This is a genomic window from Kibdelosporangium persicum, assembly GCF_013280595.1.
Classification (GTDB): domain Bacteria; phylum Actinomycetota; class Actinomycetes; order Mycobacteriales; family Pseudonocardiaceae; genus Kibdelosporangium; species Kibdelosporangium persicum.
Genome location: NZ_JAAATY010000002.1, coordinates 16,834 through 36,143, shown reverse-complemented (window position 1 = coordinate 36,143; position 19,310 = coordinate 16,834). Strand labels below are relative to the sequence as shown.

The 19,310-nt window shown below is 67.8% G+C and carries 20 protein-coding genes; 12 read left to right on the top strand and 8 right to left on the bottom strand.

The features are described from left to right. The 9 genes from mshD (at position 1) to GC106_RS04625 (ending at position 8,032) form a co-directional block, all read left to right on the top strand. Positions 1–840: a mycothiol synthase gene (gene mshD, locus GC106_RS04665; protein ID WP_173124795.1), complete on the top strand. Its 840-nt coding sequence runs from the start codon at positions 1–3 to the stop codon at positions 838–840. Positions 841–1,047: 207 nt separating this feature from the next. Beyond that, a complete protein-coding gene (gene pstS, locus GC106_RS04660) occupies positions 1,048–2,172 on the top strand; it encodes a phosphate ABC transporter substrate-binding protein PstS (RefSeq protein WP_312872427.1) in 1,125 nt (374 codons plus the stop codon). Positions 2,173–2,364: 192 nt separating this feature from the next. Continuing rightward, a complete protein-coding gene (gene pstC / locus GC106_RS04655; RefSeq protein ID WP_312872486.1) occupies positions 2,365–3,288 on the top strand; it encodes a phosphate ABC transporter permease subunit PstC in 924 nt (307 codons plus the stop codon). Continuing rightward, positions 3,285–4,193, top strand: a complete 909-nt coding sequence (pstA, locus tag GC106_RS04650; protein ID WP_312872426.1) for a phosphate ABC transporter permease PstA — start codon at positions 3,285–3,287, stop codon at positions 4,191–4,193. The genes pstC and pstA overlap by 4 nt, the downstream gene beginning before the upstream one ends. Positions 4,194–4,200: 7 nt before the next feature. Continuing rightward, a complete protein-coding gene (gene pstB, locus GC106_RS04645) occupies positions 4,201–4,977 on the top strand; it encodes a phosphate ABC transporter ATP-binding protein PstB (protein ID WP_173124792.1) in 777 nt (258 codons plus the stop codon). A gap of 132 nt (positions 4,978–5,109) precedes the next feature. After that, on the top strand, positions 5,110–5,343 hold the full coding sequence (locus GC106_RS04640; RefSeq protein ID WP_173124791.1) for a hypothetical protein: 234 nt from the start codon (positions 5,110–5,112) through the stop codon (positions 5,341–5,343). A 497-nt stretch (positions 5,344–5,840) separates the two neighbouring features. Beyond that, a complete protein-coding gene (locus tag GC106_RS04635; protein WP_173124790.1) occupies positions 5,841–6,251 on the top strand; it encodes a hypothetical protein in 411 nt (136 codons plus the stop codon). Positions 6,252–6,266: 15 nt separating this feature from the next. Continuing rightward, positions 6,267–7,265: a WXG100 family type VII secretion target gene (locus GC106_RS04630; RefSeq protein WP_173124789.1), complete on the top strand. Its 999-nt coding sequence runs from the start codon at positions 6,267–6,269 to the stop codon at positions 7,263–7,265. Beyond that, positions 7,262–8,032 (top strand): ESX secretion-associated protein EspG, encoded by a 771-nt coding sequence (locus GC106_RS04625; RefSeq protein WP_173124788.1) that lies wholly within the window; start codon positions 7,262–7,264, stop codon positions 8,030–8,032. Before GC106_RS04630 ends, GC106_RS04625 begins: the two co-directional genes overlap by 4 nt. Here the strand turns inward: GC106_RS04625 and phoU are convergent. The 6 genes from phoU to dusB form a co-directional block, all read right to left on the bottom strand. Continuing rightward, on the bottom strand, positions 8,011–8,673 hold the full coding sequence (gene phoU / locus GC106_RS04620; RefSeq protein ID WP_173124787.1) for a phosphate signaling complex protein PhoU: 663 nt from the start codon (positions 8,671–8,673) through the stop codon (positions 8,011–8,013). The genes GC106_RS04625 and phoU overlap by 22 nt on opposite strands. Before the next feature lie 75 nt (positions 8,674–8,748). Continuing rightward, positions 8,749–11,556 carry an LCP family glycopolymer transferase gene (locus tag GC106_RS49205; protein ID WP_173124786.1) on the bottom strand — a complete coding sequence of 936 codons (2,808 nt, stop codon included), beginning with the start codon at positions 11,554–11,556 and terminating at the stop codon, positions 8,749–8,751. 213 nt (positions 11,557–11,769) lie between these two features. After that, on the bottom strand, positions 11,770–12,636 hold the full coding sequence (locus GC106_RS04610; protein ID WP_312872424.1) for a GGDEF domain-containing protein: 867 nt from the start codon (positions 12,634–12,636) through the stop codon (positions 11,770–11,772). A 147-nt stretch (positions 12,637–12,783) separates the two neighbouring features. After that, positions 12,784–13,218, bottom strand: a complete 435-nt coding sequence (locus GC106_RS04605; RefSeq protein WP_173124783.1) for a hypothetical protein — start codon at positions 13,216–13,218, stop codon at positions 12,784–12,786. A 2-nt stretch (positions 13,219–13,220) separates the two neighbouring features. Next, the gene (locus tag GC106_RS04600) at positions 13,221–13,940 is read right to left on the bottom strand and encodes an alpha/beta fold hydrolase (RefSeq protein ID WP_173124782.1); all 720 of its coding nucleotides are present in this window, start codon (positions 13,938–13,940) and stop codon (positions 13,221–13,223) included. Between the two features lie 56 nt (positions 13,941–13,996). After that, on the bottom strand, positions 13,997–15,130 hold the full coding sequence (dusB, locus tag GC106_RS04595) for a tRNA dihydrouridine synthase DusB (protein WP_173124780.1): 1,134 nt from the start codon (positions 15,128–15,130) through the stop codon (positions 13,997–13,999). A gap of 156 nt (positions 15,131–15,286) precedes the next feature. On the opposite strand from dusB, the gene GC106_RS04590 reads away from it, so the two are divergent. Both GC106_RS04590 and GC106_RS48675 read left to right on the top strand, forming a co-directional pair. Next, on the top strand, positions 15,287–16,534 hold the full coding sequence (locus GC106_RS04590; protein ID WP_173124778.1) for an ATP-binding protein: 1,248 nt from the start codon (positions 15,287–15,289) through the stop codon (positions 16,532–16,534). Positions 16,535–16,702: 168 nt separating this feature from the next. Continuing rightward, positions 16,703–16,825, top strand: a complete 123-nt coding sequence (locus GC106_RS48675; protein ID WP_281368380.1) for a hypothetical protein — start codon at positions 16,703–16,705, stop codon at positions 16,823–16,825. A 17-nt stretch (positions 16,826–16,842) separates the two neighbouring features. On the opposite strand, the gene ligD is transcribed toward GC106_RS48675, so the two are convergent. Beyond that, positions 16,843–17,823, bottom strand: coding sequence for a non-homologous end-joining DNA ligase (gene ligD, locus GC106_RS04585; RefSeq protein WP_173124777.1), 981 nt, complete (start codon positions 17,821–17,823; stop codon positions 16,843–16,845). A gap of 30 nt (positions 17,824–17,853) precedes the next feature. Between ligD and GC106_RS04580 the strand changes: the two genes are divergently transcribed. Beyond that, positions 17,854–18,819, top strand: coding sequence for a helix-turn-helix transcriptional regulator (locus tag GC106_RS04580; RefSeq protein ID WP_173124775.1), 966 nt, complete (start codon positions 17,854–17,856; stop codon positions 18,817–18,819). 45 nt (positions 18,820–18,864) lie between these two features. On the opposite strand, the gene GC106_RS04575 is transcribed toward GC106_RS04580, so the two are convergent. Further along, the gene (locus tag GC106_RS04575) at positions 18,865–19,299 is read right to left on the bottom strand and encodes an SRPBCC family protein (RefSeq protein WP_173124774.1); all 435 of its coding nucleotides are present in this window, start codon (positions 19,297–19,299) and stop codon (positions 18,865–18,867) included. Between the last annotated feature and the right edge of the window lie 11 nt (positions 19,300–19,310).

Here is a 19,310-nt window from a genome sequence, read left to right as displayed (position 1 = left end):
GTGACCGAACTCGTCTGGCGTCCCACCCTGTCCGAGCTGGAGACAGCGCAAGTCCGTGAGCTGCTGGTGTCCGACGAGGCGGGGATCGACCTGCCGTCCGGCGACGTGCACCTGCTCGCCGTCCAGGACGGCGTGGTGGGGTACGCGAACATCGACACCGCGGGCGACCAGCTCGGCAACCAGGTGGCCGAACTGGTCGTGCACCCGGGTTTCCGCAGGCAGGGCATTGGTGAGCAGCTGCTGACGGCAGTGCTGGAGCGCGCGGACCCGCTGCGGATCTGGTCGCACCGTGATCACCCGGGCGCCGCCCGGCTGGCGGAGAAACACGGCCTGCGGCGCGTCCGCGAGCTGCACCGGATGGGCATGGACTTCGGCGCCGGCGAGTTCGCCGAGCCGCGGCTGCCCGAGGGTGTGCGGTTGCGCACGTTCGTGCCGGGACAGGACGAGGAAGCCATGGTCGCGGTGAACGCGCGGGCCTTCTCCTGGCACCCCGAACAAGGCGGTCTCACGGTCGACGACGTCCTCGGTGCCGAGAAGGAGGGCTGGTTCGACCCGGCCGGGTTCTTCCTCGCCGTCGACTCGCGGGACCGGATCATCGGCTACCACTGGACCAAGGTCCATCCGGATTCGACGGGCGAGGTGTACGTCGTCGGCGTCGATCCGGACGCCCAGGGCGGCGGCCTCGGCAAGGCGCTGACCCTCGCCGGGCTGCGTCACCTGCGAGGACTCGGTCTGCCTCGGGTCATCCTGTATGTCGAGAGCGACAACGCGCCCGCGATCGCCGTCTATCGGAGGCTCGGATTCGGCCTGCTCGACGCCGGTGTGCAGTACGCACGGTAGCCACATGCTCAATCACTCACCGCAAACCTCCAGGTCGCGGCGAGGTCACGGCGCCATTCCAATGGGGTAGCCCTGCTCACAATGGGTGCCTTGTTCACCTGTCGTTCATCTCTAGAGGGGCATCCGTTCGGCCGGGCTGCTTAGCGTCCCGTCACGAGCGGCGAGCTCGTCGCGAATCGGACGAAAAATCCTCGACTGGAGGAACTGGTGAAGATCAAGCGGCATGGCGCCCTGATCAGCCTCATGGCGGCCGGCGCGCTGGCGCTCACCGCGTGCGGCTCGGACCAAAACACCCCGCAGAGCGGGGGCAACGCCGGCGCGCCCGCGCCCACGAACACCGCCCCGGTGGACTGTGGTGGCAAGAAGAGTCTTGTCGCCGAGGGCTCCAGCGCCCAGAAGGGCGCCATGGAGGTGTTCACCCAGGCTTACGGCGCGAAGTGCGCCGGCCAGCAGCTCGCCTACACGTCGTCCGGTTCCGGCAACGGCATCAAGCAGTTCAACGGTGGCATCGCCGACATCGGCGGCTCCGACTCGCCGCTGAAGGAAGGCGACGAGACCACCAAGGCGCAGGAACGGTGCAAGGGCAACCCGGCGTGGAACCTGCCGCTGGTGTTCGGCCCGGTCGCGGTGGCCTACAAGCTCGAGGGCGCCACCGACGTCACGCTGACCCCGGACGTGCTGGCCAAGATCTTCTCCGGCGCCATCAAGACCTGGGACGACGCCGCGATCACCGCTGCGAACGGCGGCAAGGCTCTGCCGGCCAAGCCGATCGTCGTGATCTACCGCGGTGACGAGTCGGGCACCACCGACAACTTCCAGCAGTACCTGGGCGCGGCCGCGGCCAGCAGCTGGACCAAGGGCGCGGGCAAGAAGTTCAACGGTGGCGTCGGCCAGGGCGCGCAGGGCTCGCCGGGTGTCGCCGACGCGATCGCCGCCGCCGACGGCACCATCGGTTACGTCGAGTGGTCCTTCGCGCAGGACAAGAAGCTGAGCATGGCCAAGCTGGACAGTGGTTCCGGTGGCGTCGCGCTGACCGGCGAGACGGCGGCGAACGCGATCAAGGAGGCCAAGGTCAAGGGCTCCGGAAACGACCTGCAGCTCGACCTGAAGGCGCTGTACGCCAGCAAGACCGCGAACTCCTACCCGCTGGTGCTCGCCACGTACGAGATCGTCTGCTCCAAGGGCTACGACGCCGACACCGCCAAGGCCGTCAAGGCGTTCCTGACCGTCGCCGCGACCGACGCACAGGCCGGTCTCGCTGACGCCGGTTACTCGCCGCTGCCCCAGGAGTTCCAGGACAAGCTGCTGACGGCCATCAAGGCTATCGCCTGACATGGGTAAAGGCTGGCACACTTCGCCATGAGTGAGATCGGAAAAAGGTCTCCACGCCCCGTCGCCACCGGTGGATCCGGTGGCCGGCGGGGCGGTCCGGCGACCGAGACTTCTGCGGAGGCACCGATTCCGGTGGAATCCCGACCCCATGACCCTCGGCCGCCGTCGGCGGATCAGCCGGCCAAGGTCATCGTGCGCCCCGGCGACCGGATCTTCTCCGGGCTGGCCAAGAGCGCCGGCATCCTGATCGTCGTGATGATCGCGGCGATCGGCGTCTTCCTGCTGGCGCAGGCGGTCCCCTCACTGATCGCGAACAAGGCGAACTTCCTGTTCAGCCGCGAATGGGTGGCCGGTGACCCGACCAACCTCTCGTTCGGTGTGCTGGACCTGCTGCTGGTCACGGTGTTCAGCTCGATCTTCGCGCTGATCATCGCGATGCCGATCTCACTGGGCATCGCGCTGTTCCTGACCCAGTACGCGCCCCGCAGGCTGGCCCGGCCGTTCGCGTACGTCATCGACCTGCTCGCCGCGGTGCCGTCGATCATCTACGGCCTGTGGGGCGCCGTCGTGCTGGCGCCCACGCTGGAGCCCGTCACCGGCTGGCTGAACTCCGTGTTCGGCTGGCTTTTCCTGTTCGAGACCGGCAACGTCGACCGCTCGATCGGCCAGACCATCTTCACCGCGGGCATCGTGCTCGCCGTGATGCTGCTGCCGATCATCACGGCGATCTCCCGTGAGGTGTTCGAGCGGACACCGACCATGCAGATCGAGGGCGCGCTGGCGCTCGGCGCCACGCGGTGGGAAGTCGTCCGCACGACCGTGCTGCCGTTCGGCAAGGCCGGGTACATCAGCGCGTCGATGCTCGGTCTCGGCCGTGCCCTCGGTGAGACCATCGCCGTGATGATCATCCTCGCGACCACCTCGCGGACCTTCGGCTGGAGCCTGTTCGACGGCGGCGACACGATCGCGTCGAAGATCGCTCGCGCGGCCGCGGAGTTCAACGACCCACGCAGCGCCGGCGCGTACATCGCCGCCGGTCTGGTGCTGTTCCTGCTGACCTTCGTGGTCAACGCGATCGCGCGGTCGTTCATCGTCGGCAAGAAGGAGTACGAGTGACCACCACCGATCTCCAGCGGCCGGCGACCGCACCCGCGTTCCAGCACATCTCCTCGGGCCGCAGGGCGAAGAACATGACCGCGACCGTGCTGGTCTCGGCCGCGTTCGTGATCGCCGTCGCACCGCTGGTCTGGCTGCTGTGGACAGTGCTCGAGAAGGGCTTCACCCACGTCCTGACCGCGGACTGGTGGCAGAAGTCGTTGGCCGGCCTGACCGGGCGGCAGGAGGGCGGCGGCGCGTACCACGCCATCTACGGCACGTTGGTCCAGGGACTGATCTGCGCGGTCATCGCCGTCCCGATCGCCATCATGGTGGCGATCTACCTCGTCGAGTACGGCCGCGACTCCAAGCTGGCCAAGTGGATCACGTTCACTGTGGACATCCTGTCCGGTGTGCCGTCCATTGTGGCCGCGCTGTTCATCTACGCGCTGTGGGTCACCACGCTCGGCCTGCCCCGCAGCGCCTTCGCGGTGTCGCTCTCGTTGGTGCTGCTGATGATCCCGGTCGTCGTGCGGACCACGGAGGAACTGCTCAAGATCGTTCCGGACGAACTGCGGGAAGCCTCGTACGCACTGGGCATTCCGAAGTGGAAGACGATCGTGAAGATCGTCGTGCCCACCGCGCTGTCCGGCATCATCACCGGCATCATGCTCGCGGTCGCCCGTGTCATGGGTGAGACGGCGCCGGTGCTGATCCTGGTGGGCTACACGCAGTTCATCAACTACGACCCGTTCGGTGGCAACATGGCGTCGCTGCCACTGTTCATGAACTCCGAGCGGCTGACCACCAACGAGATCGGCGAGGCCAGGGTGTGGGGCGCGGCGGTGACCCTGATCTTGATCATCACCGTGATCAACCTGTTGGCAACCGTGATCTCGCGGCTCACCGCCGTGAAGACGAAGTGAGGCGGCCATGGCCAAGCGCATAGACGTCAAAGACCTGAACCTGTTCTACGGCAAGTTCCACGCGGTGGACGGCGTGACGTTGTCCGTGCCGCCGCGCAACGTGACGGCCTTCATCGGCCCGTCCGGTTGCGGCAAGTCCACCGTGCTGCGCTCGCTCAACCGGATGCACGAAGTCATCCCCGGCGCCCGCGCCGAGGGCGAGGTGCTGCTGGACGGCGAGGACATCTACGCGTCCTCAGTGGACCCGGTGTCGGTCCGCCGGACGATCGGAATGGTGTTCCAGCGCCCGAACCCGTTCCCCACGATGTCCATCCGCGACAACGTGGTGGCCGGCCTGAAGCTCGCAGGCGTGCGGGACAAGAAGAAGCTCGACGAGGTGGCCGAGCGCGCGCTGCGCGGAGCCAACCTGTGGGCCGAGGTGAAGGACCGCCTGAACAAGCCGGGCGGCGGCCTGTCCGGCGGCCAGCAGCAGCGTCTGTGCATCGCGCGGGCGATCGCCGTGCAGCCCGACGTGTTGCTGATGGACGAGCCCTGTTCGGCACTGGACCCGATCTCGACGCTGGCGATCGAGGACCTGATCACCGAGCTGAAGAAGGACTACACCATCGTCATCGTCACCCACAACATGCAGCAGGCCGCGCGGGTGAGCGACCAGACGGCGTTCTTCAACCTGCTCGGCGTCGGCCAGCCCGGCCGGCTGATCGAGATCGACGACACCGAGAAGATCTTCTCCAACCCCACCGAGAAGGCGACCGAGGACTACATCTCCGGCCGCTTCGGCTGATCTTCGAGGACAAAACCGCACGGGCCGCCAGGACACCTTCCTGGCGGCCCGTTCGCTTTTCGCCGTTCTTACGCCGATGCGGCGGTCACGCGGCCCGTACAGCACGCTGTCCTCAGATGGGCGGTCGCCGAGATGGTCGCCGACCAGGCGCCTCGCGTCTTCGCGGTCGTGCTGGAGTACGGCGAACACGTCGACGCCAAGGTCGTCGCCTGGGGCATGGCGCTGGACGACGGCGCCTACGTGATCACGGCTGACGGCAGAAATCAGTACGCATTGGCCAGCCCGGAGAACGCTCTGAGGTATGTCCGTGGCCGGAACGACACCACACCACACCTCGTATGGGCAGACCCCGCTCAGAATGAGTGAAGCTACGCGTCTTACGCCCGATCGGCGGTACCGTTTACGGCATTTGGTCTTGCCGGGTGTGCCCGTCGTCATTCGCCGCGGAAGATCAACGTCCCTGAATCGGCCGAGGGAATTCGGAATGCCGCGGCGATGGCGGGCCCGGGCGGGGGCGCCGCTTCAAGGGTGGACGTAACCGCTGTGCCGCAAGGGAGCTGGGACTTTCTGTCCGGAATCCGGAGTCGCATGTGGATCGGTTTCGGACTGTCCGAGGCGGATTCCCGCCGTTTGGATGATCGTCAATTGCGCCGAATGCCGCCGACGAGTGGCGTTCACTCATCCGAGGCATGATGTGGTGTGGATCACTACCGGTTGGGTGATTGGCAGGAATCGCCGCGTGTGGAGGTTACGGACCGCTTTCAGGTAAGGACCAAGTGGGTGGAACTGCGCACCGGCTAGGGACACGCTCGGTGTTCGGTTGATACCGTGCCGTCAGATCCGGCGCTACCCGAGGGGTTCTCATGTATGAGGATGAGAAGTCCACCGTTCCGGCGGCTTGGAATGATCCTGCGCGCAACGCCATGGACCAGATGCTCGAGAACATGAAGAACTTCAAGGCGAGCGCGACGTCCGGCCAGTTCACCGTGAGCCCGGCGGCCGGTGAGGACCTGCTGCGGGTGATCCGGATGCTGCGGGAGTGGCTGACCGGCGGCAACCAGCGCACGCTCGACCAGAAACCCATGCTCGGCGGCAGCTACGGCGCCCGCGCGATGGCGCCCTTCGTCCAGCAGGTCGCGTCCGACCAGCAGGGCTTCCTGACCCAGCTCACCCGCCTTTCCGACGTGCTGTCCGACGCCGAGAGCGGCGTGCGGCAGGCAATGGCCAACTACCGGCAGAACGAGCACGCGGTCGCGGGGACTTTCCGCAAATAACGAGAAGAGGTGGCCATGCCGAACGAGTCCGACGGCGTCTACATCGACGACCTGGGCACGGTGGGCACCACCGGTCGGTCCGAGCTCGGCATCGCCGACCTGATGGCCAGGATCGCCGGGCGCGTCCAGGTCACGCCGCGGCCCAGCGCGGGTCCGGACACGCGTCAGGCACCGGTTCCGCAGGGCGTGCTGTACGAGAACATCGACCATCCCACACTCAAGTCGATGGTCACCGAGAACGTCGACCCGGACCAGGTCGGCGCGCTGGCGGGCGACTGGCAGCGGGCGGGCGCGAAGCTGACGCAGTTCCAGGACGACGTGGTCAGCGCGGTCAACAGCAGCCGTGAGGAGTGGCGCGGGGCCGCGGGCGAGGCCGCACGGGAGTTCATGGTCGCGGTCGGGCAGTGGATCGGCGACGCAGGCCGGGGCGCCGAACTGGCGGGCACGCAGGCCGCGAAACACTCGGAAGCGTTGGCGGCGGCCAAGAACGCCATGCCTGAACCGGTTCCGTTCGACGTGGACGCCGCGAACGCCGAACTGCGGTCGATCACCGACCCGCTCCAGTGGATCTCCCGCTACGCCGACCACATGAAGGCCTACAACGCCCAGCAGGCGGCGCAGCAGCGCGCGGCGGAGGTCGTGGCGACGTACGACGCGGCATTGGCCGACTCGGCCACGATGCCCGCGTTCGCGCCACCGCCCGCCATGGCGGGATCGGGCGCGCCGATGCCCAGGACGCCCCAGGACGGCACAACGCCCCAGTCCGCGGCACCGGGGGTGGCCGCGCCGATCGGGTCGCCGGAGAGCGCCGTTTCCGACAGTTTCACGCCGCAGGCCGCGGCGGCGGTTCCGTTGGCGGGTGGCTTCGCGGTCGCGCCGATGGCCGCGGCCGCCGCTGGTTCGCGCTCGATCGATCCAGCCGTGCCCGGCGCGTCGGCTGCCGAGAACTACCTGGTCGACGGGGACCGGGCGTTCGGGACCAAGGCGAGCACCCCGCCGGTGATCGGCGGATGACCGAGTCCTTCACGTTGTCGCTGGCGGCGGTGGACATCCTCGCCGAGGCGCTCGGCGTGGAATGCCGTCGTTTCCCGTTCCAGCTGCCCGGAATCGGCGACTTCGTCGAAGACCGCGTGCGAATCGCACAGGCCGTGTTCGCGGACCTGACCCGCCGGGGGCTGGTGCACGACGAGCGGCTTGACCCGGATGTCGCGGAAGCGCTGCGGCTGATGTCGCGTCACCGTGTCGCGATCGCGGTGATGGGCACGCTGGACGACGAAAGCCCTTTGTACGCAAGGGTTTCCACGGATGGTGAACGCGGCCTGTTGGTCACCCTGGAAGACCAGATGTTCCGGTTCGAGTTCGTCCGGCCGGAGTCCCTGGCGCGGACCGCGGTGAGCCTGCTGCCGCGACTGCGGCCAGGGCACGGGCAGTCGGTCACGATAACGGCGAAACCCGCTGCCACCGAAGAGAAACGCGAAGGCTTCGGACGCGAGGTCCGGCCCGCGCGGACCGCCTCCCAGGCACAACTGCTGGCCGCGCAGGAGATGTTGCGCAAACCTCGGACCGGCGCCGGGTACTTCGTCGTGTCCGTTATGGACAGAGCAGGGCGGGAGACCAGAGCACCCGGGCTGAGCTGGCTGGACACCGAGGAGGGCCGGTACATGGCGCAGGCCCACCCGGACGATGGCGGCGGGACGTTCGCGCCCGCCGACACCATCCGCCTGGTGCAACAGCTGGAAGACCTGATGGACTCGCTCGGTCAGAGCTCGTCGGTGTCGTAGCCCGGCATCTTGCCGGTCACCACGAAGACGACCCGGTTCGCGACCGACACGGCGTGGTCGGCGAACCGCTCGTAGAACCGGCCGAGCAGCGTCACGTCGACGGCCGCCGCGACACCGTGCTCCCACTGGCGGTCCATCAGCACCGTGAAGAGGTGCCGGTGCAGGTCGTCCATCTCGTCGTCGGTCTCGTCGAGCTCACGGGCCAGCTTGACGTCCTGCGTCCGGATGACCTCTTCCGCCTGCGCCGCCATCTTGCAGGCGACCTTGCCCATCTCGGCGAAGTAGGCCTTCACCGGCTCGGGCAGCACGGGGTTCGGGTGACGGCGGCGCGCGGTCTTGGCCACGTGCAGGGCCAGGTCGCCCATCCGCTCAAGGCTCTCCGCCGCGTGGATGACCGCGAGCACGGTCCGCAGGTCGGTCGCCACCGGCGCCTGCAACGCCAGCAGCGCGTACGCCTCTTCCTCGGCTTTCGCGCGGGCGTCGTCCACCTTCGAGTCGTCGCCGATGACCTGTTCGGCCAATGCCAGATCGGTCTCCAGCAACGCACGAGTGGCGAGCGCCATCGCGTCGCCGACCATGGAGCACATGTCAGCCAGCTGGTTGGCAAGTTGGCCGAGCTGGTCACGGTAGGCCTCACGCATGGGGTCAGCCTACGTGCAGGTGTCCTTTCTTACCGAATTCCCAAGTGAACCGTGGGTGAACCACGGTCCAACAACTCAGGCGCAGCTGTCGTCGCCGGCGTTCACGGTCGACAGGTTCTTCGGGACCTCCGCCGCGGGAGGCGGCGCCGGGGTGGTCTGCGAGCCGGGCGTGCCCTGGGACGGCGCCTGGATCTTCTTGCTGTAGTCCTGACCGAGCATCACGACCACCGCGCCGCCGAGCGAGTCGTCCTTCTCCAGCTTCGAGCCCACCACCGCCGCGGACAGCGTGGTCGCCGCGTTGATGTCCGTGCCGTACCTCACCACGGTGTTCGGGATCTTGATGCCAGCGTCCACCGCCTGCAGCACCTGGAACCCCTGGTTGCGCAGCGACGTCGCGGCCCGGCGGGCCTCGCCGTCCGCGGCACCCGCGTTGAGCACCTGGATCTTCACCGACTGCGGGTCGACGATCTGGCCCTGCTGGTTCTGCAGCGACTCCGGCGGCGTCTGCCCGGCCTGGGCCTGCGGCGCGCCGTCAGGCTGTTCGCCCGGCAACGGCAACTTGTTGATGATCGCGTTGAACAGCGCCTTGTTGTCCTTGTCCCGCAACACTTCGTTGCCGCGATCGTTCGGCAGGCCGACGGTCGGCACCGTGATGAACGTGACCTTGCCCGCGCCGACGCTCTGCAGCGAACGGCCGAGCGTGATCAGCTGGTCGGTGTCGATGCCCTCGCCGAAGGTCGCCTTGCTGAAGGCGCCGACGAAGTTGCTGAGCTTGGTGGGATCCAGCAGCACCTGGCCGGACATCGCCTTGCGCAGCAACGACGACAGGAACCGCTGCTGGCGCTTGATCCGGCCGTAGTCCGAGGTCTTGTCGCCCTCCTTGGAGGTCGGACTGTCCCGGACATGCCTGGCCCGCACGAAGTTCAGCGCCGCGTCGCCGGTCAGCGTGACGTTCTGGCCCGGCTTCTCGACGATCCAGGTCTTCAGCTCGGTGTCGTACATCGGCCGCGACGCGCACACCTCGACGCCCTGAACCGCGTCAACCATGTCCTTGAAGCCGTGGAAGTCGATGCCGACGAAGTGGTTGATCTTCAGGCCGGTCAGGTTCTGGATCACCCTGGTGACGCACTTCGGCCCGCCGACCATGAACGCCGCGTTGATCTTCTCGTTCTTCAGCGGCTTGGTCGGCTCGCCGTAGTCGCCGGTCGCCGAGTCGTACTTCTCGCACGCCGGGATCTGGACCTCCAGGTCACGCGGGAAGGACACCATCACGACGCGTTTCCGGTCCTTCGGGATGTGCGCGATCATGATCGTGTCGGACCTGGCGCCCTTGACCTGCGCGGCGGTGCCGACACCGTCCTCGGCCTCGGCGCCTTCCCGGGTGTCCGAGCCGACCATCAGGAAGTTCTCGTCACCGAACTGCGCCGCGCTGTCCTTGATGTCCGAGGAGTTCTGGTCGAGGGCCTCGATCTCCTGGAACTGGCCGTCGATCCACTCCTTGCCGCCCCAGACGGCCCCGGTGCCGACCAGCAGCACCGCGGCGATGGACGCGGCGGCGATCCGGCCGGTACGCACAAGCCGGCTGCGTGGCGGTTTGCGGGTCCCCCCGCCGCCGGCGGTCTTGCGGACCGGCTCCGGCGGCTCGGGGGGTTCGGTATGCACAGTGGGTTCGACCGCCGGCTGCTCGCTGACCGTGGGAAGGTCCGCCAGTTCCTGGTCGAGGTTGCCTGCTGCCTGGGTTTCCGCGAGGACGTCAGGCTCTTCGTCGCCCTCGCTTTCCCCTTTTAGCCACGGCATCAAGCGCTCGCGCTTTTCCTTCTTTAGTCGTTCCTCTTCGGCGAGCTCGTCGTGCACGGCGGAGAACCGCGCCAGGGTGGCGTCCACCCGGCGGATCTCCTTGACGTCTTCGGAGATGGCCTCCATCTCCGTGGTCATGCTGATCGCGTCGATGTCGCGGCGCGGCGGCAGCGGCTTGCGCTCGCTCGGCGGCGCCGGACGCTTCAACGCGGCCGGGATCTGCGGGTTCCCGTGGTGCTCCAGCTCCTCCGGCTCGACAGCGGGCGGAGCAAGCGGGGCAGGCGGGATCGGCAGCTGGGCGGACATCTGGCCCACCGGCTTGGGCGGGCGGCCGTTCGGCACCGGAAGCTGCTGTGCGGGCTGAGGCGGGCGGGGCGGCCGCGGATGCTGGCCGGTGTGCCCGTTGGCCTGCTTGGCGGGGGCGGGCAGCGCCGCCGAGTTCTGCGGCATCGGCCGTGGACCGGACGTGTGTCCGCGCGGCGCCGGCGGGACCTTGGCGGCGGCGACTTGGGCGGCGGGCACCTGATATGTACCGGATGCTTGCGCGACTGGCCTCGGCGCCGGATTCGGGGGGTTCTGACCAGTTTGCGGTATCGGGCGCTGCCCGGTCGCGTCACGCGGTGGCGTCGGAGCGGGCCGCTGGCCGGTCGGCTGCTGGCCGGTGGGCTGTGCGGCAGCGCGGTTACGGGCCTCCGGGCGCGGCATCTGCTGTGCCGGCTGCTCCGGCCGCGGCTGCGCCTGCCTGCGTGGTGCGGCGGCGCGGGATGCCTGCGGGGGCCGGGGGGATGCCGCTGGTGGCGGAGGTCCCTGCGGCGGGGGTGGTGGTACCGGTTCGCCGTCGCGGATGGCCCGTCGTGGGGCCCGCGTCTGCGTCTGCGCCGCCGCCGGATGCCCTGCGGCACCGTTGACCTGGGGAATCGGCAGGTCGGTCCGCGAGTGGCGTTTGACCAGGTCCGAGACACTGACGCCGCCCGAGTCCTCCATTGACCGTCTGCGACGGCGTGGCTGCTGTTCGGGTGACGCTTCCTCGGTCGAGTGACGACTGCGGCGAGCACCGGTGCCGTACGAGCGATCTTCGTCGGCCACCAGGTCTCCCTCCAATCTCAGTCACGTCACGATATCAACACGGCCCCGCTTGTCCAGACGCGCCGGGGAGCTTCAAGTGTTGCAGACCGACAGTGGTCGTTGCCCAGCGATAGTACGGGCGGTGTCCACTGTTGACGACTGCCCGAGGAACTTTGTTTACGTTCAGTACGCGGAACCGCGCAGGGTTCTAGTCCGAACGGGCGATGAAGAGGCTCAGAAGGCCAACGCCCTTGACTCGGTCACGGCCCTGCGTCCAGCCGCCGGCCCCGCCAGGTAGGTCCGCCCGGCGACGCGGTAGGCAACGGCGTTTCGTCCCGATTGCTTCGCCGTGTAGAGCAAGCCGTCGGCGTGGCGCAACTGACGCTCCGGACCCGAGCCGAGGCTGAGCGTCGGCTCGTGCGCGATGCCGATGCTGACCGTCACGCGCAACCCGAGAACGATCTTCGACCAGGGATGACTCTCGATCTTGATGCGGGCGGCCTCCGCCATCGCGACCGCTGTCGGACCGTCGACGCCCGGGATGACCAACGCGAACTCCTCGCCGCCGTAGCGGGCGCAGAAGGCGTCCGGAGGCAGGCCGTCCTGGAGCAGATCGACGACGCGTTGCAGCACCCGGTCGCCGATCAGATGCCCGAACGTGTCGTTCACCTGCTTGAACCAGTCCAGGTCGACCAGTGCGATGGCCAGCCCGCCGGGCATGGTGTGCCGGTCGGCGAGCAACGTGACCAGTCGTTGGTCCAGGTAGCGGCGGTTGTAGCTCGCCGTCAGGCTGTCTCGGATGCTCTGTTCCTTGGCTTCGGCGTGTTCGCGGCGCAATCGGTCGACCTCACGGCGCAACTGCTCGGGGATGCGTGGCGCCTCGGTCTTGTCCGCGTGGATGAGTTCGAGGGCGGAGCGGAGGTGCTGGTAGGCCTGACGCCACTGGCCACGGGACGCGAGCAGGGTGGCGATCGATTCGTGCAGTTGCACGAGAGAAGTCCCGTCAGGCGTGTTCACGCCGCCTGTGTCCTCGTGCACGGTCCACTCCGGCGGGTCTGACACGGGCTCATGCCCGGCGATACCGCTTCCGAGTCCGGTCACCGCCTCCACCTCCCTCACGTACGTCTGTCGACCGGTTGGCCGCCCGGCTTGAGACACTGAGGGCAGGTGGATGCCGAAATCCCTCATCTGGTGGATGAACGACTGGGCCAACCCAGTGATGAGATGTGACACGCCTCGCAGTCGGCTTCACATCTGCCGAAGGCACGGCATGAAGCCGTAAACGGTGCCGTCGAGCACCACGATCCGTTCGGACCCGATCTGGTCGCCGAGCACCTGACCGTCCTTGACCACCGTCAACGACACCGCGACGACGTAGACGTCCCCACGTGGGTGGTTTGCCCCTTCTGGCGCCCACTTCGTGTCCGGCCGCAGCGTCGACATGGTCGGCTGGACGGTGATCGTGACGCCCGGAAGCTCGCAGATCCGGTCGGTGAAGTCGGGATGCTGGGTGCGGCGCAGGAACTCCTGCTGCGCCTCGGATCCGCGCGCGGCGGCGGCGTCGAACGCGGCGAAGTAACCGGCGATGAGGTCTTTGTCACTCCCGTCACCGGCGACCGGACTGCCGGCGACAGCGGTCGAACAACCCGCCAGCAGCACGACCGAGGCTAACGCCGCGCGCATGACTAGGAACTTATCGCCTCGGCAAGCCGGATGGGCGCTTCCATGTGGGCGACATGGCCCAGGCTGCCGAGCAGGACGAGTTCGGCGCCGATGGTGTACGCGAGCGTCTCGGTCGGCCTGCCGAACGGCATCGTGCCGACGTTCCTGGCGCCCAGCACGACCTTGGCCGGCGCGGCGGGTTTGGCCACCTGGTCGTAGTCGAGGTCGTACGCCAGCAAGGCCTGCAGTTCCTCGACCGCGGAGGCGACGAACGGCAACTGCGACTGCCACATCCGGCTGCCGCGGTAGCGCGGCAGGACGTCGGGCGGGGTCGGGGAGACATCCGTGACCAGGATCTCCATGGCGGCTTCGACGTCCCCGTCGGTCACCGCCTGCTTGGCCCGTTCTGGGGCGTCGCCGACGAAAGCGCGCAGCTGATGGCCGGTCGCGATGGGCTCGTAGAGGATCACGCTCCGCAGGTCGTCGCGTTGTTGCGCGGCGAGCAACGCGATCACGGCGCCGTAGCTGTGGCCGAAGAGAATAGGATCGGGCCCGGCTTCGTCGAGGACGCGGTGCAGGTCCTCGATCTCGGTCTTGAGGCCGTAGTCCAAGCCGAGCGCGACGCCGTTCCGGCCACGGCGGTCTCGGGCGATCACCTGGTGGCCCTTGGTCGTCAGTTCGGTACGGACGTCGTTCCACTGCGCGGCGTCAGACAGCACACCGTGCACCACAACCAAGGCCATATGGCAGGGAACCCAGTTTGGCGTCGTTCCATGCCGTGAGGCGCGTCACTATCCGTTCAGCCGCCGGAATGCATCACGTCCGCGCCGACCGGCACCGAGCGGTCGTCCGGGTCGTCGAGCCACCCCTCCGGCAACGTGACCTTGCCGGGCGATCCCTGGCGGCCGCGCGGGCCCTCCGCGTCGGCGGGGAACGGCGCGTCGTGGTCGAGTTGCGCGATCAGGTCCTCGATCTCGCCGACCGTGTCGACCAAGGCGAACTTCTGGCGCAGCTCGGAACCGATCGGGAAACCCTTGAGATACCAAGCCATGTGCTTGCGCAGGTCCCGAATTCCCTTGTCGGCGCCCAGGTGCTCGGTGAGCAGCAGCGCGTGCCGGTGCAGGATTCGGGCGACGGTACCGAGGTTCGGGCCGTCCGGAACCGGCTCGCCCTTCAGCGCAGCCTGGAGTTCGGCGAAAAGCCAGGGCCTGCCAAGGCATCCACGGCCGACGACGACACCGTCGCACCCGGTCTGGCCCATCATCCTGATGGCGTCGTCCGCGCTGAAGATGTCCCCGTTGCCCAGCACGGGAATCGTGGTCACGGCCTCTTTGAGCATGGCGATCTTCGACCAGTCGGCCGTCCCGGAATACCGTTGCGCGGCCGTCCTCGCGTGCAGCGCTACCGCTTGCGCCCCTTCGGCTTCCGCGATCCGCCCGGCGTCCAGGAACGTCTGGTGGTCGTCGTCGATGCCGACCCGGAACTTGACCGTGACGGGCACGTCGCCCGCGGCGTCCACAGCCGCCTTGACGATGTCGCCGAAGAGCCGTCGCTTGTACGGAAGGGCGGCGCCGCCACCCTTCTTGGTGACCTTCGGCACCGGGCACCCGAAGTTCATGTCGATGTGGTCGGCGCGGTCCTCGGAGACGATGATCTTGGTGGCCTCGCCGATCGTGGCCGGGTCGACGCCGTAGAGCTGCAGTGACCGCGGGTGCTCACCCTCGCCGAACGTGATCATGTGCATGGTCTTCTCGTCCCGCTCGACGATCGCCCTTGCCGTGATCATTTCGCAGACGTACAGCGAGGTCGGGCTGCCGAACTCGCGGCACAGCTGCCGGAACGCGACGTTGGTGATGCCCGCCATCGGTGCGAGCACGACGGCAGGATCGACCTGGTAGGGGCCGATCTGCAGGGAAGGGGTCGCGGCGGGCACGTATCCAGGCTAGCTGGCGATCCACACCAAGCCGTCGCGGCTCGACACTCTTTCGGCAGATCCACGGCGGAACTCTCGGCAGATGGGCGACAGCACCTCCGGCAGACCAGCGACGTGAACTTCGGCAGATCCACGACGCACCGGTATGATCAGGCCGTGCGCAGAGCCGAGGAGTACCTCCCGCGTCGAGCCGCTGAGCAGGTCGCTGAAGCACTCGAGGACACGCGCGTCGTCATCATCAACGGAGCCCGCCAGACGGGTAAGAGCACGCTCGCTGAATTGTGCCTGCGCGATCATCCGGACAGTGTGCGGCGATATCTGGACGATCCTCGGACCAGGGCCTCGGCCGTCGCCGACCCAGTGGCCTTTCTGGATGCCCCGGGCACCATGCTCATCGATGAGGTTCAGCGTGTTCCGGAATTGTGGCTGACGATCAAGCACGTAGTCGACCGCGACCCTCGCCCAGGGCGATTCCTGCTCACTGGTTCGGCTCGGCTGCTCGGCCTGAGCCAACTCCCTGACGCGCTACCCGGACGTTCGGAGACGATCGAACTGTTCCCGCTGTCCCAGGGCGAGATCCACGACGAGCCCGATGGTTTTGTCGATGCCGCGTTCGCCCATGGCAGCCGGCTTCAGGCGAAAGCTTCGGAACTGCGTCGCCGCGATTACCTGGCTCTCGCGTCGTGCGGCGGGTATCCCGAAGCCGTTCGCCGGACAACCCCCCGGCGCCGAGCCCAGTTCTTCAGGTCATACCTGGACGACATCATGAGCAGGGACGTCCACCAGGTCGCGGACATCCAACGCGGCTCTGACATGCGACGACTTGTCGGGACGCTCGCCGCCCAGTCCGGTGGCCTGCTCAACTACTCGCGCTTGTCATCGGACCTGGCGCTTCCAGCGTCGACTGTTCGCGACTACGTCGGACTCCTCGAACTGGTTTACCTGGTCCGGTTGATTCCGGGGTGGTCTGCGAACGCGACAACTCGCGCCGTTGCCACACCCAAAATGGTTTTCAACGATGTCGGCCTGGCCGCCCATCTGGTTTCCGGGGTAACCAACGACGCCACGACAGGCGGGCTCGTCGAGACGTTCGTCATCGGTGAACTCGCGCGTCAGGTCACCTGGAGCCAGACGATGCCACGCCTGCACCACTATCGAGACCGCGACGGCTACGAGGTCGACGCAGTGCTGGAGGACAACGCTGGGCGTGTGGTCGCCATCGAGGTGAAGGCTGCTGAAACCGTTCGCACCGACGATTTTCGCTCGCTTCGCCTCCTGCAACGGCGACTCGGTGATCGCTTCCGCGCGGGCTTCGTCCTCTACTGCGGCGACCAGCAACTCCCGTTCGGTGAGAACCTCGCCTGTGTTCCGATCAGTGCATTGTGGACCACTTCACCGGAGTGAGGTGTCAATGTCGTGACTTGGGGCAGGTGCCCGCCATCGGTGCGAGCGCGACCGCCGGGTCGACTTGTGGATGATGCCCTCAGTGAGGCTTCACAAGCTGGTTGACCCGCTGGAACGACATGCCCGGCAACTCTCCGGCCTCACGCTGCGACAGTCCTTCCGCGAGTCGTGGACGCGGCCGTCGTCGTCACCGCGATCAGCCACGGCGGTGCGGTGCTGACGTCAGATCCAGGTGATCTCGGGAAACTCGCGGACGCGGCCGGTGTGCGAGTACCGCTGGTCACCGTCTGAAGCGTCCCGTTCCAGCCTCAGTGCGGCCGCGCCCGGCTGGGCGTCACACGATCGGGTTCGTTGGGCTGCTTGGGGTACACCGGCGGCCACGGCGCGTCCATCAGACCCGCTGCCATGTCCCGTTCGTGCATCTCCAGCAAAGGCTCCAAGGACTGCGGCCGCATCGACTCCCAGGGATCACCGAGCTCGGCGAGTCGCGCGGGAACGGAAGCCAAGGTCAACGACTCGGGCGACACCGAGTCCACTTCGGACCAGAACAACGGCGTGGACACCGGCCCGGTCACCTTGTCACGCACGGACCAAGCCCCGAAAACCGTCTTGTGCGGGGCGTTCTGGTTGTAGTCCACGAAGATCCGCCTGCCGCGCTCCTCTTTCCACCATGCCGCGGTGATCAGGTCCGGACGCCGCCGCTCCAGCTCCCGCGCCACGGCCACAGCCGCCGACCGCACCTGGTAGGAGTCCCACCGCGGCTCAAGCCGCAGGTACACGTGCAGTCCGCGCTTGCCTGTCGTCTTCAAGTACCCCTCGAGACCCAGCGAGGACAGCAACGCCCGCAGCTCGTGAGCAGCCTCGACGGCCTGCGCGAAACCGGTCCCCGGTTGCGGGTCGAGGTCGAGCCGCAGCTCGTCGGCGTGCGCCGGGTCGGAGGCCAGGAACGGCCACACGTGAAACCCGAGGCACCCGAGGTTCACGGCCCACGCGACGTGCGCCACGTCGGCGATGACCAGGGCCTTCGACGGCGTGCCGTTGACCGTCTGCACGACGGTCGTCTCCAGCCACGACGGGATGTTCTCGGGCACGCGCTTCTGGAAGAACGACGGTCCACCCGCACCGCGGGGGAAACGCTGCATCAGCACGGGCCGTCCGCCCATGGTCCGCATCAGCGGCTCGGCGACCGCGATGTAGTAGTCGACCAGGTCGAGCTTGGTCTCGCCGCGGTCAGGGAAGAACACCCTGTCCGGGCTGGAGATGGTCACCTCGCGTCCCGCGACCCGCATGTCCGGCACGCTACCTGCCAAAATCGACGGGTGCGAGCGAGCCGGTTGCTTTCGGTCCTCCTGCTGTTGCAGGCCAGGGGCCGGATGACCGCGCAGGAACTGGCCGACGAGCTGGAGGTCTCGGTCCGCACGATCTACCGGGACGTGGAGTCGCTCAGCGCCGCGGGCGTGCCGGTGTACGCCGACCGCGGTCCCGCGGGCGGCTACCAGTTGCTGGACGGATACCGCACCCAGCTGACCGGCATGACCACCGCCGAAGCCGGGTCGTTGTTCCTCACCGGCATGCCTGACCAGGCCAAACAGCTGGGCCTCGGTGAGGTGCTGGCGGCCGCGCAGCTCAAGTTGATGGCCGCGTTGCCGCCGGAGCTACGAGCCAGGGCGGAGTCCATCCGCGAACGGTTCCTGTTGGACGCGCCCGGCTGGTTCCGCGAGGACGAGCAGGCTCCGTTCCTCGCCGCCGTCGCCGGAGCCGTGTGGGAGCAGCGCCGGATCTCGGTGCGTTACCGCCGGTGGGGCAATGACGAGGTCGAACGGCTGCTCGAACCGCTCGGGCTCGTGCTGAAGAACGGCACCTGGTACCTGATCGCGTCGAGCAAGGGCGAGCCCCGCACGTACCGGGTGTCGAGGATGCTCGCCCTGGAGCCGACCGACCAGAAATTCGACCGGCCCCAGGACTTCGACCTGGCCAAACACTGGGAGGTCGCGGCCGAGCGGGTGCAGCACACGCTGTGGAAGGGCCAGGCCACGATCCGCCTGTCGCCCCAGGGCCGCAAGCTGGCGTTCCTGCTCGGCCCGGTCGTCGGCCGTGCGCTGCGGGACCAAGAGCCGGAGCCGGACGACGACGGCTGGGTCACGGTGACCGTGCCCATCGAGACGAACATGCACGCGTTGCACGCCATCCTGCAGCTCGGGGCGGACGCCGAAGTGCTTGAGCCCCGGGAACTTCGGGAGATGTTCGTCCGGGCGGCGAAGGACCTGGCACGCCTCTACCCATAGCCGACGACGGACACCGTCCGAAGCGGCGCGACGCCGATTTTCAGCTCACTGCTTCCCGGCGTACTCGGCGAGCGAGTTCGCGAACTCCTCGGTGTACTTGAGCAGCGCGCGCCGATAGATCCAGCCCATACCGGGCACCTTGGGCCGGAACGACGTGTGCCAACGGATGTCCGTGCCGTCGCCGGCCGGCGTCAGGTCGACGTCCGCGCGGTAGTCCTTCAGGGCGAGGCCGCTGAGCAGGGTGTAGCTGAACCGCTTGTCCGGCACGAGTTCCGCGATCCGCTCGCGCATCTTGTACCGGCCGCGGTGGAAGTTGCGGATCGCGCCGACGCTTTCCGGTTCCGGTGAGCCGGGCCGCTCCAGGACGAACCGCTCGATGCCGGACCACACCGGCCAGGTCGAGCCGTCCCGTAAGAGCGCGTACACCGTGCTGGGTTCGGCCGTCGAATGGGCGGTGACCTCTAATTCCTGCTTCGCCATGGCGGGCGCCT

Coding starts and splice junctions, on each gene's coding strand:
- GC106_RS04575 (WP_173124774.1), bottom strand. CDS start 19,299: ATGGCGAAGCAGGAATTAGAGGTCACCGCCCATTCGACGGCCGAACCC.
- GC106_RS04625 (WP_173124788.1), top strand. CDS start 7,262: ATGACCGAGTCCTTCACGTTGTCGCTGGCGGCGGTGGACATCCTCGCC.
- GC106_RS04630 (WP_173124789.1), top strand. CDS start 6,267: ATGCCGAACGAGTCCGACGGCGTCTACATCGACGACCTGGGCACGGTG.
- GC106_RS04640 (WP_173124791.1), top strand. CDS start 5,110: ATGGTCGCCGACCAGGCGCCTCGCGTCTTCGCGGTCGTGCTGGAGTAC.
- GC106_RS04600 (WP_173124782.1), bottom strand. CDS start 13,940: ATGGCCTTGGTTGTGGTGCACGGTGTGCTGTCTGACGCCGCGCAGTGG.
- phoU (WP_173124787.1), bottom strand. CDS start 8,673: ATGCGTGAGGCCTACCGTGACCAGCTCGGCCAACTTGCCAACCAGCTG.
- GC106_RS04635 (WP_173124790.1), top strand. CDS start 5,841: ATGTATGAGGATGAGAAGTCCACCGTTCCGGCGGCTTGGAATGATCCT.
- GC106_RS04605 (WP_173124783.1), bottom strand. CDS start 13,218: ATGCGCGCGGCGTTAGCCTCGGTCGTGCTGCTGGCGGGTTGTTCGACC.
- pstB (WP_173124792.1), top strand. CDS start 4,201: ATGGCCAAGCGCATAGACGTCAAAGACCTGAACCTGTTCTACGGCAAG.
- ligD (WP_173124777.1), bottom strand. CDS start 17,823: ATGCGGGTCGCGGGACGCGAGGTGACCATCTCCAGCCCGGACAGGGTG.